Consider the following 14757-nt stretch of genomic DNA (forward strand, 5'->3'; position numbering starts at 1 on the left):
TAAAGGTTAAACATTTACTGTTACTGTAATTATGAATTCAGAAAGCCGGGTTGCGTGTCGTCTTTTTCAGCAATAAAATTACATCTATGCTTAGATGATAGCGTAGATGTCAGACTCACGCATGATGAGGTAGTCTTTGCCGTCGATGTGGATTTCGGTACCGGCATATTTACCGTACAACACGCGGTCACCTACTTTTACGGTCATGGGTTCATCTTTTTTGCCGGGACCTACAGCCACTACCACACCTTCTTGAGGTTTCTCTTTTGCAGTGTCAGGAATGATAATACCGGCTTTAGTTTTTTCTTCTGCGGGTAGAGGTTCCACTACCACACGGTCAGCCAAAGGCTTAATGTTTACTTGAGTCATGTTGTTGGTGTTTTTGGTTTCAACTGCTGCGCTCATAGCACTTACACTTTTTAGAAGTTGAACACTTCGCCCCTGTGTATAGCACTTCTTGTGCCAATTCCCTACTTGTCAGTTGGAAACTGTAAAAATGTCAGGTGTTTCTTACTTTTCTCTGTTGTGAATTGTTTTGTGTTACTCGATTTTTTTGGTAAAATATTTGTCGTTTTGTTGTTTAATGTTTGGAATATTTTACAAAAAAGAGTTTTTATCTATGAAAAAGTTGAGTGTGGATTGGCTGACAAGTGGTCTGATGGACTTCGAGTACAAGAAGTACCTGCTATTGGCGTATTTGCAAGAAGTGCGCCGCGAGTTTGGAGAAGTAAAGCTGTATCCGGCGCTTTCCGATTTGGTGTTTCACTACCAAAATCTTCTCAATGTCAAAAAAAACAAGACCTTGCTCTATGAGCAATTCCCCCAAATCATCAGCAAGGCAGATTTTGAACGCCTGACTTTGGAATATGAAAAGATAGTGAAGGATGATGAGCTCATGCAGGTGATTGAAGAAATCATCTTATTTGCACTGCCTGAGCTTAAGCGGGTGATGAAAGAAGGCGAAGATATTTATAAATACGTGGAAGAGCATATGGTCTTGTCGCCGGTGGGCATTGAGCCCCTGCGCAATGAAGAGGGCTATTTGCTCTTGCATTTCGACGGCACCGAGGCGGTGCAGGTCTATCTTTACCAAAGCACGCTTTTCGAGCCGAACGAAGAGTACCGCACGGTGCGTTTGAATCTTTTGGAAGAGGTGGAAAAGAGAAAAACAGAAACTTATGAAAGTGTGAAGGTACAGCTCATCAAAAAGTACAAAGACCTGCCGCAGCCTGCTACTTTCTTGATTGTGGCCAAGGTGCAGTGCCCTTTGCAAGAAACGGTGGTGCCCATTGCCCGCCGCCTGCTCATGAAGCATCTGGCACGCTGGGCTGCATAGGCTGACATGCTGTCATATTGTCAGTTTCGATGAAGCGGGCTCGCGAATTGGCTGCGGGCTCGCTTCTTTGTTCCTGATTAGTTTTGTACATTTGCGCCAAATGTCTGAAAACTATGAGTCAACAAGAAGTGCGTGTTCGTTTTGCCCCAAGCCCCACCGGTGGCTTGCATATTGGCGGTGTGAGAACTGCCCTTTACAATTACCTTTTTGCCAAGAAGCATGAAGGCAAGTTTATCATTCGCATAGAAGATACGGACCAGAAACGCTTTGTGCCCGGCGCAGAGGAATATATTTACGAAGCCCTGGAATGGCTGGGGCTGACCCCCGACGAAAGCCCCAAAGTGGGTGGTCCTTATGGTCCTTACCGCCAGTCGGAGCGTAAAGAAATGTATCGTCAATATGCTGAGCGCCTGGTAGAAGAAGGCAATGCCTATTATGCTTTCGATACGGAAGAAGAGCTGGAAGCCATGCGCCAGCGTTTGATAGCCGCCAAATCAAAAAATCCCTCTTACAATGCCATTTCGCGCATGAGCATGAAGAACTCGCTTACGTTGCCCCCCGAAGAGGTGAAGGCACGTATCGAGTCGGGCGAGCCTTATGTCATTCGCATGAAAGTGCCTCATAAAAAAGAAATCCGCTTCAAAGACCATATTCGCGGCTGGGTGGTAGTGCATGCTTCTGCCTTGGATGACAAGGTGTTGCTCAAGTCGGATGGCATGCCCACGTACCACTTGGCAAATATCGTGGATGACCACCTGATGAAAATCACCCATGTGATTCGTGGGGAAGAGTGGTTGCCTTCGGCGCCTATTCACGTGCTGTTGTATGAGTTTTTTGGATGGCAGCCCCCGGAGTTTGCACATCTGCCCCTGATTTTACGCCCCGACGGCAACGGTAAGCTTAGCAAACGGGTAGCTGACCAGTTGGGCTTCCCCATTTTCCCACTTACATGGACCGACCAAGAAGGCAATGTATCGATAGGTTATCGTGAGCGGGGTTTCTTGCCCGAAGCCATTATCAACTTTTTGGCATTGCTTGGATGGCACCCCAGCGACAACCGGGAGCTGTTTACCTTGGAAGAGCTGATTCAAGAGTTTAGCTTGGAGCGCATCACCAAGTCAGGTGCACGCTTCGACTTTGAAAAAGCCAAGTGGTTTAACCAACAATATTTGCGAAAAAAATCAGGTGAAGAGCTGCTTCCCTTCTTTTTCGAAGGCTTGGAGCAAGCCAATACGGGCATCAAGGTTGCCGATATTGACAAAGAAAAAGCCGTACGCATTTGCGAACTGATGAAAGAGCGGATTACCTTCCCCAAGGACATATGGGAAGAAGCAGCTTTCTTTTTCGTGGCGCCTGCCTCTTTCGATGAAAAAGCAGTGGCGAAACGTTGGAACGAACAAGCGGCTGCCATACTGAAAGACTTTGCCGAAAAACTGCAGGCTGCCGGTGCTTCTGACGGGGCTGCCATGAAGCAGCTGCTGGAGGAAACGGCCACCGCGCAAGGGGTTAAAATAGGCAAGGTGATGCCGGCATTGCGTCTGGCTATTACCGGTCAGATGGCAGGTCCCGACTTAGTGGAAATTCTGGACATCCTGGGTAAGGAAGAGGTTGTCAAGCGCCTGCAGTACGCCATTGATACTTTGGGGATACCGGCTAAATCATAAGCAATCATGATAGTAGTAACCGGAGCTGCCGGTTTCATTGGCAGTTGTTTGATTCAGCGACTCAATGAAGCCGGCTACAAATACATAGTAGCCGTTGATGACTTTTCGCGCGAAGACAAGCGCCCCAATTATCAAGGCAAGGCTATTGTGGAATATGTGCCGCGTGAACAGCTGATAGACTGGCTGCACCGGCATGAAAAGACGGTGGAATTTGTCTTTCATTTGGGGGCTCGCACCGATACGACCGAGTTCAATGAAGCGGTTTTTGAAGAATTGAACGTAAACTATTCCAAGCAGGTGTGGCAGGCTTGCACGCGCTATCAAATACCTTTGGTCTATGCTTCTTCGGCAGCCACCTATGGCATGGGCGAGTATGGCTATTCCGATGATGAGCGGTTGATTCCTAAGTTGCAACCGCTGAACCCTTATGGTTGGTCGAAGCAGCGTTTTGACCTGTGGGTGCTGGAGCAGCAGCAGAAGCCTTTCTTTTGGGCCGGCTTGAAGTTTTTCAATGTATATGGTCCCAACGAATACCATAAGGGGCGTATGGCTTCGGTGGTCTTTCATGCTTTTCGCCAAATTCGCGAAACCGGCAGCATGAAGCTGTTCCGCTCGCATCGGCCGGACTTTGAAGACGGCAAGCAAATGCGCGATTTTATTTATGTGAAGGACGTGGTGGACGTATGCCTTTTCCTGATGGAGCAGCGCAAGCACCCGGGCATTTACAATTTGGGCACAGGGCAGGCACGCACCTTCTTGGACTTGGCAAAAGCGGTGTTTCGCGCATTAAACAAACCGGTAAGTATCTCGTTTATCGATACGCCCGAAGACATACGCGATAAGTACCAGTATTTTACCGAAGCGAAGATGGACAAGCTGCGTGCCGCAGGCTATGACAAGCCTTTTACTTCTTTGGAAGAGGGCATTGCCGATTATGTGCAAAATTACCTTTTGCCCGGTAAGTATTATTGAAATTTTGCTTTTCTTTGTGCGGGATTAGAATAAAAGCAAAAGCCCGTGTAGCTGCATAAGCGGCGCACGGGCTTTGTTGTTTGTGAATCAAGCCGGTTATTTCATCTCTATATTCAGCAAGTTGCTGCTTGCTTTGGCTATCAACTTTCCTTCGGCATTGCGTATTTCGCCCACGGCGTGTATCAATTGGCGCCCTTGGCGTATTACTTGCGCTTCTACTTCAACTGTTTCGCCCATGCGTGCCTTGCCCAAAAAGTCAACGTTGAGATTGACCGACACCGAAGGTTTGTCTTTTTCCAAGGCAGATACCATCATGCCTATGATTTCGTCGAGCAGCGCTGCTTGCACACCACCATGCAGCAGCCCCAGTGGGTTTACCATATCGGGGCGCACTTCCATGGTGGCAACTACGTGTCCCGGTTCTACTTTGCGCAAAACAAAATTCAGCCATTTGGTCACGGGGGGCGCTTGTTCGGGCATTTCTTTGCCTACCATGTTTTTCAGTATTTCAATAAGTGCCATGTGTTTGTATGCTTTTTAGTTATCGGTGGTTATTTTCTGTTCGGCAGAAGACAAACGCAATGTGGCTTCTTCGATGATTTGACGCAGAGCATCGACCCAGGCGGGGGAATCGTTCAGGCTTTCTACCAGCACCCACTTTTCACCGCCCAACTCTTCGAATAATTCTTTGTATTCTTCCCCTACTTCAATGGTGGTTTCCAGACAGTCGGCAATGAATGCCGGCGAAAACGCAAGCACTTTTTTCGCCCCTTGGCTTGCCAATTGACGGACGACGTCTTCGGTGTAGGGTTGAATCCACTCGGCTTTGCCTAAGCGCGACTGAAAGGCTGTAATGCAACGCTCGGCCGGTAATTGCAGGGCGTCGGCAAGCAGGCGGGTGGTTGCGAAGCATTGAGCCCGGTAGCAGAGGTGGTTGTTTTCATGCAAGCGGCTGCAGCAGCCTGCGGCAGTCTTGTCGCTCGATGACAGGCAACAACCGTGCATATCTGCTTTTTGTATCTGACGCACGGGCACGCCATGGTATGAAAAAACAAAATAATCGTATTGGTCGGCTTCTACATAGGGGCGTGCACGCATAGCCAGCGCTTGCACAAAAGCAGGGTGGTTGTAGAAGTGAGAAACGATGCTGATCGACGGGAAGCTTTGCCAGTGGCGTGTTTCATCGTAAAACTTCTGAATGACAGAGCCGGTAGTTGCCGATGCATATTGAGGGAAAAGAGGCAGCAAAATGATTTGGTCGTAAGCGTGGCGTCGCATTTCTTCCAAGGTATCGCGCATGGAGGGGTGCTGATAACGCATAGCCAAATACACATCATACTCTTTGCCCAGGGCGTCTTGAAGCAGGGATTGAAGACGTTCGCCATATACCTTGAGCGGCGAGCCTTCCGGGGTCCACAGCTCACGGTAAGCCCGGGCAGAACGCGGTGCCCGGAAGGGGGCTATGATTAAGTTTACCAGCAGCCAGCGCGAAAGGGCGGGAATGTCAATCACGCGACCGTCTAAAAGGAATTCTCGTAAATAACGACGGACTTGCGGGGTGTAGGGGGCATCCGGTGTGCCCAGGTTTACCAGTAATACGGCTTTTTTCATTTGTCTCTTGTTTATTTCCGTTTTTACAAACCACGCCCCCTTTCAAAAAGTTACAAACAGGTATCAGACTCTATGTCTTGACGGTTGGAAACACCGGCTTCATCGAAGCTTGCCATTTCGTTGAGGAAGCGCACCGCCGATTCCACCACCGGATAGGCCACCGCGCAAGCGCTACCTTCGCCCAGGCGCATGCCCAATTGCAAAATAGCTTGTGCCTGCATGTATTCAAGCAACTTTTGATGCCCTTGTTCGGCAGAGGTGTGGCAAAAAATAGCATAGTGGCGTATGTAGGGGTTGCTCTTATAGGCCACCAGGAACGCCACGGAGCTGATGAAGCCATCTACCAAGATAAGCATATGCAGGGCTGCCGCTTGCAACATAGCCCCGCACATCATGGCAATTTCATAACCGCCATAAGTGCGCAGTACTTCAAAGGGATCGTTACTGTTTAGTTGATGATGCAGCAAGGCTTTGCGCAATACTTCAATTTTATGTTGATATTGCTCATCATTGAGCCCGGTGCCCCTGCCTACGCATACTTCCACGGGCTGTTTGGTAATTACACTCATGATGGCAGAAGCCGAGGAGGTATTGGCAATGCCCATTTCACCAAAGCCCACTACATTACAACCTGCTTTGTGGAGCTCTTTGACCAGCTCGCTGCCTTTTTGAATGGCTTGTTCCAATTCTTGCCCGGTCATGGCCGCTTCATAAAGGAAGTTGCGGGTGCCTTTGGCTATTTTGGCATGCACAATAGGGAGGTCTTGCGGGAAGTCGGCGGCTACACCGGCATCAATCACTTGTAAAGACAGATGGTTTTGCCGGCAAAATACGTTCACGGCAGCACCGCCCCGCACGAAGTTCATTACCATCTGGGCAGTTACTTCTTGTGGATAGGCACTTACGCCTTCGGCCGCAATGCCATGGTCGCCGGCAAAGACCAGTATGTGAGGATTGCGAAGGGTAGGCGTAAGGCTTTGTTGTATGGTAGCAATTTGCACGGCCATCTCCTCAAGCTTGCCTAAAGCTCCCAATGGCTTGGTTTTGTTGTCAATTTTTTCCTGTACTTGCTTGGCAAAGCTTGTAGAGAGTGGTTCTATGACAAATCCTTTCATAGCTTTTTGGGGTTAAGGGGTCCATTTGCCCACGGCTTTGCCAATGAGCGTGGCGCTGGTGCACTCTTCTACCAGCACATCCACATAGTCGCCAATTTCATAGTTTTCTTTGGGAAACACAACCACTTTATTGGCAGTGTTGCGCCCGAACAGATGTTCTTTGGAGCGCTTGGAATAGCCTTCTACCAATACGCGATGTACCTTGCCCACGTCCATCAAGTTTCGCTCCAAAGAGTGTTTATTTTGTAACTCAATGATTTCTTGCAGTCTTCTTTTCTTTACTTCCAAAGGCACATCGTCTTGCAGGCGCTTGGCAGCCGGTGTGCCGGGGCGTTCAGAGTAGTAGAACATGTAAGAGAAGTCGAACTTGACCGCTTCCATGAGCGAGAGCGTATCGCGGTGCTCTTCTTCTGTTTCGCTGCAGAAACCGGCAATCATGTCGGAGGACAAACCGCACTCATTGCCCAGGATGCGGCGAATGGCTGCCACGCGTTCCAGATACCACTCACGAGTGTAGGTGCGGCGCATCAGTTCCAGAATACGGTTGTTGCCGCTTTGCACGGGCAGGTGTATGTATTTGCAAATGTTATCGTAGCGTTGCATGGTATAGAGCACCTCGTCGGTAATGTCTTTGGGGTGCGAGGTAGAGAAGCGTACGCGCAGGTCCGGCGCTATTTGAGCGACCATCTCGAGCAAGTGCGCAAAGTTGACTTGCTCGTACTGGCTCAGGTCCTCGCCACGTTTGAGCGCCTTACGGTATTCGTTCAGCGATGTTATTTGCGGGTGGGAGGTCCAAAAGTAAGAGTCCACGTTTTGGCCAAGCAAAGTTACTTCTTTGTAGCCACGTTCATATAAGGTGCGCGCTTCCTGCACGATGGAGTGAGGGTTACGGCTGCGTTCGCGCCCACGTGTATAGGGCACTACGCAGAAGGTGCACATGTTGTCGCAGCCTCGCATGATAGATATGAAGGCGGTTACACCGTTGGAATTCAAGCGCACGGGGTTGATGTCGGCATAGGTCTCTTCGCGGGAGAGGAATACGTTGACTGCCTTGTTCCCGTCTTCGGCTTCTGCCACCAGATGGGGCAAGTCGCGGTAGGCGTCCGGTCCGGCTACGATATCAACGATTTTTTCTTCTTCAAGCAATTTGGTTTTCAGCCGTTCGGCCATGCAGCCCAGCAGCCCTACGAGCAAGCCCGGCTTTTTGTTTTTTAAGGATTCCAGCTCGCGCAGGCGCTTCCAAATGCGTTGTTCGGCATTGTCGCGTATTGCGCAAGTGTTCAGAAAGACAACATCGGCTTTTTGTGCTTCGCTGGTCGTGTCAAATCCATGCTCTTGCAGAATGGCTGCTACAATTTCACTATCGGAGAAGTTCATCTGGCAGCCATAGCTTTCAATATACAGTTTACGGCTCTTGCCGGTATTTTGCTCTTGGGTGGTTTTGACTGTTTCGCAAGCTTCGCCCTCTGCTGACTGAATCAAGTCAATATCTTTTACTATCTGTTTCATAGCTTTCATGCAATGAGTTATCTTGCAAAATTAGGAATTTCAAGGAAATAAGTGATAAGTTTTGTATTTTGCCTTTATGAAGCTCTACTGTTATTGCACAAACATTTCATGAATGGCTTACGGTTCAAAATTATTTGTTACCTGTTGGGGTATTGCGGGGCACTTGTGCCGGGCTATGCGCAAACCGAAAAAATAGACGAGCTGCAGCTGAAAGCGGCTTTGTTGGTCAAGATGTTCGATTTCATTGAATGGCCCGCCTTGCACCGCCCTCGTGACAATGTATTCTTGATTGGGGTTTACCAAGACACAGAGGTGTTGCATGTGCTGCAAAAGTCATATGCTGAACGCATGGCAAAGGCAAGGGGGATTGAGGTGGTTCCCATCCGGGATGAGCACGACATGCTGCACGTCCCCTTTGATGTTATTTGGTTGGGGCGGCTTTCCGATGCACGATTGCAAGACATATTGCCTTACATACAACAAAGCAGCGCTTTAATCGTAAGTGATACTCCGGGCTATGCTCAAAAAATAAGCATGGTGAATTTTTTCGAATCGGAGGGGAAAGTGAAATTTGAGATAAACACAAGAATCCTCACACAAAAAGGCTTCGTAGCAAACTTCAGGCTGCTGAAGCTGGCAAAAGTAGTGAAGTGATCATGATAAGAATACGGAAGAGCAGGTATTGGACCTTAGACAAGCGCATTACACTTTATACTCTTATTGCAGTAGGGGCTTCTCTCTTGCTGGGCTTTTATTTTATGTTTCATGGCAGCTACCAGCAGCACAAGCGCCACTTTGTGTATTACTACCTCAGCCAATTACGCATGACAGCCGAGTATTGTATTGCCCCTATAGAGTTAGGACAACCGGAGGCAGCCAAGGAATTTATTGAGAAGATAGCCGCATTGAAAGCCGTGAAGTGTGTGTGGCTGGAGGCACCGGACGGTATCTTGTGGATAAGTGCACCTGCCGGCTGTGATTTTCCGGGCAATCTGTCCGGTGATAGTTTATCCTGGACGGAAGAGTATTTGCACATACGGACAGAGATTCGAGGAATTCACGGGGAACTGCTGGGGTACCTTCGCGCCGGAGTGAGTACCGAAGAGCTGCGCACTTTTAAAGAGGAGCAGTTTTGGAACAGTGCTATTTTGTTTATCAGCTGTTTGTTGCTGTGTGGCCTTCCTTTGTCGGCTTTTTTGAGAAGCCGCCTGATTCAACCAATTGTTCAATTGGAGCGCTCATTGTATACCGCCGTACAGAACCGTACTTATCGCATAGCCGATGCGCCGCCCCGTTCGTCGAAGGAGGTGCGTTGGTTGTACCGGCGGGTTGCTTATATCCTGAGTACCATACGCCGGCAATTGAAAGAGCTACACCAAAAGCAGCTGGATTTGGAGCGCCAAGAGGGATTGTACAAAGCCTTATTTGATAACGACTTGATAGGGGTTTTGCTGGTGGATTTATCAAACAATAAGATAGTACAGAGCAGTCCCAAGGCGCAGGAAATTTTGAATCTGAAAGACAATGCTTGTCATTTTGCCGGTTTCTTCGCACAGCGCACGGTTTATGAATCTTTTGTAGAAGAACTGCAAAGCAAGGGAAGGGTGGCACCGCAAGAGGCACTTCTGCGTGTGCAGCAGCATAAAAACTTATGGGGGCTGATTGCCGCCAAGAAAGCCGGTAATAACATGGCAGAAGTGGTGGTGCAGGATATTTCCGATATGAAACACAACATGAATGAGCTGCAGCGTTTGAGCGACGAACTGGATAACTTCGTATATCATGCCTCGCATGAGCTGCGGGCACCTTTGCGCTCAATTTTGGGAATCGTACAATTGATGGAGTTCAACCCCTCAGCAGACAATGTGCGGCAATGCGTGGGACACTTGAAGCGAAGCATTGAGCGGCTGGATGAAACCATTCAATTGGTAGTGGCAGTTTCTGAAACCCAAGCGCATAACAACGAAGCCGAGCCGATAGATGTGGAGACACTCATCCGGCAGAGCATAGAGCACTACGATTATTTGAATCAAGACCAACGTGTGGATATACGCTATGAGGTAAGGTTCGATACAGAGGTTATGATAGATAAATTTAGTTTGAGTTTGATAATCAATAATTTGTTGAGCAATGCGCTAAAGTATGCTGACTACGCCAAACCACATCCTATGGTACGCATTGTTGCCGAAGTGCAGGATAGCAACCTGATACTTTCCATAGAAGACAATGGTGTCGGTATTCCGCTGAAAATTCAACCCCATATTTTCAAAATGTTTTACCGGGGACACGAGCGTTCCGAAGGGGCCGGCTTGGGACTTTACATAGTGAAAAAGGTTGTCAGCCGTTTAGGGGGACGCATCCTGTTTGTCTCGGAGCCGGGTAAAAGCACCACTTTTTATGTGCGTTTGCCTTTGGCACAAGCGCCGTTTCATGAATATGAGTCGGCAGCTGCACAGTAGCTACCGGGGGGCGTCTGGTTTCATGCCAGCGCATTGCATGATGCCCATCACGGACAAGTAGGCTAAGCCACCACACAATGAACACTGTCTTTGCCGTTTGCGTGTGCATGAGTGGAAGGGCCCCCATGCCCAACAGGCAAAATACCCAAACGGGCAGGAGGTAGCGCACTTGGTCGTCATAAGACTGTATGTTTACCAGTAGCAGAAAAAGCAGCTCTACCCCGGCGGCAGTAAGAAAATAGCGTGCTTGTGGGGGAGAGGCACGAAGAAAAGACCGGCTCAACAATATCATACTGCCAAAAGCTACGACGGGCAGCAGCATTTGAGCGGTGGCAGGCAAAAAATAATTACCCCATGCATAGAGGTAAAAAATAAAGGTTTGACGCCAGTTGCCTTCCCACATGCCATAATTATGCAACATATCGCTTTGATGCATATAGGCATAGCCTGTCCACAAAGCTACGGCCAGCAAGCTGGCGATGAACAGCTGCCCGGCAAAGTACCGTTCTTTTTTAGCAGAGGCGGCGAGTCCATCCCGGAGCAATAAAGTATAAATGGCAGGCAAAAAGGCAAAGCGACACCAGCTTATGGCAACTATTAAGAAGAAGGCGGGAAGGCGTTGTTTGAAAGGAGCATTACGGAAGCGGATATAATACCAAAGGAACCACAGAAGCAAAGGAAGCGCCAATGCTTCGGTCCACACAAACGAGAAAGCGGTCAACACCAACGGATGACACAGAATAGCGGCATATGCCCACTCCGGCAAATGCAATGAGCACTTGAGAAGCCATAGCCCACGCATAAACGCTAAAAGGCATACGAGGTGAAGTATAAAAACTCCGGAAGGAATATTTAAAAAAATGCCTAACAGTGTGGGATATAACGGCTGCCAGTGCGTGAGTGCCTGTCCGTCGGCAGTGAGCCACTGCCCGCTTTGCCAGAACGAACGCCCTGCTGCTGCAAAATGGACCGAGTCGTTGGTGTAGGCTATGCCATAAATATTGGCAAATATCCACGCAATCAGCAAAAAAGAGTTGCCTGTTACTACAACTATTTGATGGCCGGCTAAGCGAAAAGGTTTCATTTTCTTAATTTAAGGTATTAAGAAGTATAAAAAGTAAATGGCAAAAGCTAATGAGGCGCATCGTAGTATTTTTTTTCATCGCATTGCTGCCATTGACTGCTGTGGGGCAGTCAGATAAGCAGGAAACCTTTTACGGAGTAGTAAAGATAAAACCCACGGCAATAAAGAAGTGGCAAGAAAATACGCATTCTTCCCGTAAACATCAGGGGCAGCACCTGCAAATTACCCCACGCTATCCGCAACAAAGCCACCGGCGCTATGCCTATGCCAAGCGTCCACCGGCTCTTTTGGAGCAGCTGTTTACTATTCAAGCAGGCAGTAAGGATGCCTTGCTGCAAGCCATTGATTCATTGCGGCGCTTGCCGGAAGTAATTTACGCAGAACCGCTGTATCAATACCAACCGCTTTATACGCCCAATGATCCGGGCTTAGACTCTGCCAGTGCGCCTAACTACCAATACTATCTCGATAAAATCGGTGCCTTGGATGCTTGGGATGTGGAGCAAGGCAACCCGTCGGTGGTAATTGCCATTGTGGATTACGGCTTCCGGCTCACCCATGAAGACTTGCAAGCCAACCTGCATCCGGCTTATTATGACGTGGGAAACAATGATACTGACCTTACAGGTATTTATCACGGTACGGTGGTAGCAGGTGTAAGCAGTGCCACCCCCGATAATGCCAAGGGCATTGCCGGCACAGGTTTTCACTGCCGTTATCTGCCTATCAAAGCCATTTCGGACGATTTCACTTATTTCAACTTCGACGGCGCCCTGCTATATGCAGCGGCGCAAGGTGCCTCGGTCATCAATATGTCTTTTGGGCGTCCTATTACAGCCACAGAACCGGAGTCGGAGTTTGAGCGCGACCTGCTGCGCTTGATGGTCGATTATTACGATATTGTACTGGTCGCTGCCGGCGGCAACAGCGGCAAAGATGAAAAATGGTCACCTGCCGTTTATCCGGAGGTGATTGCCGTGTCCGGCACGAATGCCAACGACCAAAAATGGGGAAGTTGGGGCAGTGGCAGCACTTTCGGTTACCATATGGACATAGCAGCGCCTGCACAAGCTATTTACTCTACCTACAGTCGTAACGATAGTGACTACTATCCGGCCGCCGGCATATCGGGCACTTCTTTTGCAGCACCCCAAGTGAGTGCCGCCGCTGCTTTGGTGCGCACCCACTTCCCCGGATTGAATGCTTACCAAGTGATGGCGCGCTTGATGGCAACTACCGATAACATCGATGCTTTGAATACGGGCTTTGAAGGTAAGCTGGGCAAGGGACGTTTGAACATCTACCGCGCACTGACAGAAACCAATGCGTTTGCCGTGCGCCCGTCCGACCCGCTCATATATGCCTTGGAAAACAACCGGTATGCCATCCATATGAAGCACACCAATTTGTTGACACCGGCTACGAACGTGCAAGTGCGCATCAATAGCCTGTCGCCTTATGTGAATGTAATTACGGCAACCGCAGATATAGGCGATATGGCTACTATGGAAACTAAGGAGGCGCCGGCAGCTGCTTTGGTTATAGAACGGGCTGCCGATATGCCGGCTGCCCATACGGCTTATATAGAAGTTGAATATACGGCCGACCAAGGCATTTTCCGTGAATACGTAGAGTTGCGATTTGCGCCACTCTATCCCACAATGGCCGGGACGGTATTGGATTATTGGTATAGCGAAACGGGGCATTTGGCAGTTTACGACTACCCCTACAGTCAGGGAATGCGGGTGAATGACACCATTTATGTGCGGGCTGCCGGCTTTGTGATGGCTACCACACAGGACAGCCTGTGGAGGACTGTGCCGGACTATGCCGGCAGTATGAACAGCGATTTTCAGGCGACGGCTTCATGGCTTAGCCCTGTGGCGATGCATGCATTTCTTCAACCGGACAATACGCCGAACTACTCTGTTACCCAGCGCTTATACATCGATTCGCTTCTGCCCGGTGCCGTTTTCCAAGAATATCGTGTGCATAATCATCAGTCGTTTGCAGACACTGCCCGGGTAGGCGTTTTCTATGACTTTGATCTGCCCGATGCTACTTTCAATGAATGCAAACTGGATGAGCAGTTGCCCATGTTGTATGCCTATGACAATAAAGGGCATTATGCAGGTATCGGCTTGTTATATGCTTTTCGCAATGTGGATACGACCTACTACGCCTTCGATGTAGATGGTGCCAATGGCAGCCTTGCCCTGAACGATGGTTTTTCCGATGCCGAGCTGTGGGCATCCATGGAGAATGAGCGCCTGCAGGCGGGCGGTAGCGGTGCCGATGTGGCAGCGATGAGCACGGTGCACTTGCAGCTTGCAGCGCAAGACTCTGCTTGGGTTGCTTGGGCGGTATTGGTTGCGCCTTCGCTCGACAGCTTGAGAGCTTTGTATATAGCGGCGCGTGAGCGTTTTCTTGCTTTGCGTACCTGTTTGCCGGCACAAGTGCCGGATAGAATAGAGGTACACGAATCCGATGCCGTGCATCTTGCATCTGTGGCTCCGGCCGGCGGCAACTACTTCCATTTTTACCGGGCAGACAGCAGCCTGTACCAAAGCGGGGCAGGAATGGTTTACTTGGTGAATGCTTTTCCTTCCGAAACCGTCTTTTTCGTGGAAAATGCTTCTTATGACTTTGACCATTTGTTGCCTGCTGCTTGGCAACGGGTTACTATTGTGGGGGTGGCAGAAAGCCCCACAGCGGTGGATGCCGGCCAGTTGCCGGTAATTCGATTGTATCCGAACCCAAGCAGGGGAACGGTGCATGTAGAGGTTCGTGCAGACGGAACACAAGCAGGAGCCCTGAAGTGGCAACTTTATACTTATGACGGAAAACTATTAAGGCAAGGCGAAATGCCACGGGCAACGTCTTTCTACCTGCATGAGCTGTCCCGTGGTTTATATATTTTACAGCTTTCTGTGCATGGCGATATGCATCATTTTCGCCTGCTTGTTGAATGATTTCCTTAACTTTGTAAAAGGAAAATCAACGCAAT

At 49.2% G+C, this 14757-nt stretch carries 11 protein-coding genes; 6 read left to right on the forward strand and 5 right to left on the reverse strand.

Annotation, left to right across the window (positions count from 1 at the left end):
• Positions 1 to 90: 90 nt before the first annotated feature.
• Positions 91 to 369 (reverse strand): co-chaperone GroES, encoded by a 279-nt coding sequence (groES, locus tag QVE43_RS08895; RefSeq protein WP_038031381.1) that lies wholly within the window; start codon positions 367 to 369, stop codon positions 91 to 93.
• 250 nt (positions 370 to 619) lie between these two features.
• Between groES and QVE43_RS08900 the strand changes: the two genes are divergently transcribed.
• The 3 genes from QVE43_RS08900 (at position 620) to rfaD (ending at position 3972) form a co-directional block, all read left to right on the forward strand.
• The gene (locus QVE43_RS08900) at positions 620 to 1336 is read left to right on the forward strand and encodes a hypothetical protein (RefSeq protein ID WP_038031383.1); all 717 of its coding nucleotides are present in this window, start codon (positions 620 to 622) and stop codon (positions 1334 to 1336) included.
• Between the two features lie 113 nt (positions 1337 to 1449).
• Positions 1450 to 3000 carry a glutamate--tRNA ligase gene (gene gltX / locus QVE43_RS08905; RefSeq protein WP_038031197.1) on the forward strand — a complete coding sequence of 517 codons (1551 nt, stop codon included), beginning with the start codon at positions 1450 to 1452 and terminating at the stop codon, positions 2998 to 3000.
• Positions 3001 to 3006: 6 nt separating this feature from the next.
• Positions 3007 to 3972 (forward strand): ADP-glyceromanno-heptose 6-epimerase, encoded by a 966-nt coding sequence (rfaD, locus tag QVE43_RS08910; RefSeq protein WP_038031199.1) that lies wholly within the window; start codon positions 3007 to 3009, stop codon positions 3970 to 3972.
• Between the two features lie 96 nt (positions 3973 to 4068).
• Here the strand turns inward: rfaD and QVE43_RS08915 are convergent, their stop codons facing one another.
• The 4 genes from QVE43_RS08915 to miaB are packed head-to-tail and all read right to left on the reverse strand — an operon-like array spanning position 4069 to position 8207.
• Positions 4069 to 4494: a PaaI family thioesterase gene (locus QVE43_RS08915; RefSeq protein WP_288006224.1), complete on the reverse strand. Its 426-nt coding sequence runs from the start codon at positions 4492 to 4494 to the stop codon at positions 4069 to 4071.
• Between the two features lie 15 nt (positions 4495 to 4509).
• Positions 4510 to 5583, reverse strand: coding sequence for a ferrochelatase (hemH, locus tag QVE43_RS08920; RefSeq protein ID WP_288006227.1), 1074 nt, complete (start codon positions 5581 to 5583; stop codon positions 4510 to 4512).
• 50 nt (positions 5584 to 5633) lie between these two features.
• Entirely contained in the window at positions 5634 to 6698 is a 1065-nt protein-coding gene (cobT, locus tag QVE43_RS08925) for a nicotinate-nucleotide--dimethylbenzimidazole phosphoribosyltransferase (protein ID WP_288006230.1), read from the reverse strand.
• A 12-nt stretch (positions 6699 to 6710) separates the two neighbouring features.
• The gene (miaB, locus tag QVE43_RS08930; RefSeq protein WP_288006233.1) at positions 6711 to 8207 is read right to left on the reverse strand and encodes a tRNA (N6-isopentenyl adenosine(37)-C2)-methylthiotransferase MiaB; all 1497 of its coding nucleotides are present in this window, start codon (positions 8205 to 8207) and stop codon (positions 6711 to 6713) included.
• A 108-nt stretch (positions 8208 to 8315) separates the two neighbouring features.
• Between miaB and QVE43_RS08935 the strand changes: the two genes are divergently transcribed.
• From QVE43_RS08935 to QVE43_RS08945, 3 genes are all read left to right on the forward strand, one after another.
• Entirely contained in the window at positions 8316 to 8861 is a 546-nt protein-coding gene (locus QVE43_RS08935; protein ID WP_038031208.1) for a YfiR family protein, read from the forward strand.
• Positions 8862 to 8863: 2 nt separating this feature from the next.
• Positions 8864 to 10666: a HAMP domain-containing sensor histidine kinase gene (locus tag QVE43_RS08940; RefSeq protein ID WP_288006238.1), complete on the forward strand. Its 1803-nt coding sequence runs from the start codon at positions 8864 to 8866 to the stop codon at positions 10664 to 10666.
• 1134 nt (positions 10667 to 11800) lie between these two features.
• Positions 11801 to 14722: a S8 family peptidase gene (locus tag QVE43_RS08945; RefSeq protein WP_288006241.1), complete on the forward strand. Its 2922-nt coding sequence runs from the start codon at positions 11801 to 11803 to the stop codon at positions 14720 to 14722.
• The last annotated feature ends 35 nt before the right edge of the window (positions 14723 to 14757 follow it).

Origin of the sequence: Thermonema sp. (assembly GCF_026003375.1) — a bacterium.
Taxonomy (GTDB): domain Bacteria; phylum Bacteroidota; class Bacteroidia; order Cytophagales; family Thermonemataceae; genus Thermonema; species Thermonema rossianum.

Bases quoted from the DNA above. Each gene is read 5' to 3' on its own strand.
- groES (WP_038031381.1), bottom strand. From the start codon at position 369: ATGACTCAAGTAAACATTAAGCCTTTGGCTGACCGTGTGGTAGTGGAA.
- QVE43_RS08900 (WP_038031383.1), top strand. From the start codon at position 620: ATGAAAAAGTTGAGTGTGGATTGGCTGACAAGTGGTCTGATGGACTTC.
- gltX (WP_038031197.1), top strand. From the start codon at position 1,450: ATGAGTCAACAAGAAGTGCGTGTTCGTTTTGCCCCAAGCCCCACCGGT.
- rfaD (WP_038031199.1), top strand. From the start codon at position 3,007: ATGATAGTAGTAACCGGAGCTGCCGGTTTCATTGGCAGTTGTTTGATT.
- QVE43_RS08915 (WP_288006224.1), bottom strand. From the start codon at position 4,494: ATGGCACTTATTGAAATACTGAAAAACATGGTAGGCAAAGAAATGCCC.
- hemH (WP_288006227.1), bottom strand. From the start codon at position 5,583: ATGAAAAAAGCCGTATTACTGGTAAACCTGGGCACACCGGATGCCCCC.
- cobT (WP_288006230.1), bottom strand. From the start codon at position 6,698: ATGAAAGGATTTGTCATAGAACCACTCTCTACAAGCTTTGCCAAGCAA.
- miaB (WP_288006233.1), bottom strand. From the start codon at position 8,207: ATGAAACAGATAGTAAAAGATATTGACTTGATTCAGTCAGCAGAGGGC.
- QVE43_RS08935 (WP_038031208.1), top strand. From the start codon at position 8,316: ATGAATGGCTTACGGTTCAAAATTATTTGTTACCTGTTGGGGTATTGC.
- QVE43_RS08940 (WP_288006238.1), top strand. From the start codon at position 8,864: ATGATAAGAATACGGAAGAGCAGGTATTGGACCTTAGACAAGCGCATT.
- QVE43_RS08945 (WP_288006241.1), top strand. From the start codon at position 11,801: ATGAGGCGCATCGTAGTATTTTTTTTCATCGCATTGCTGCCATTGACT.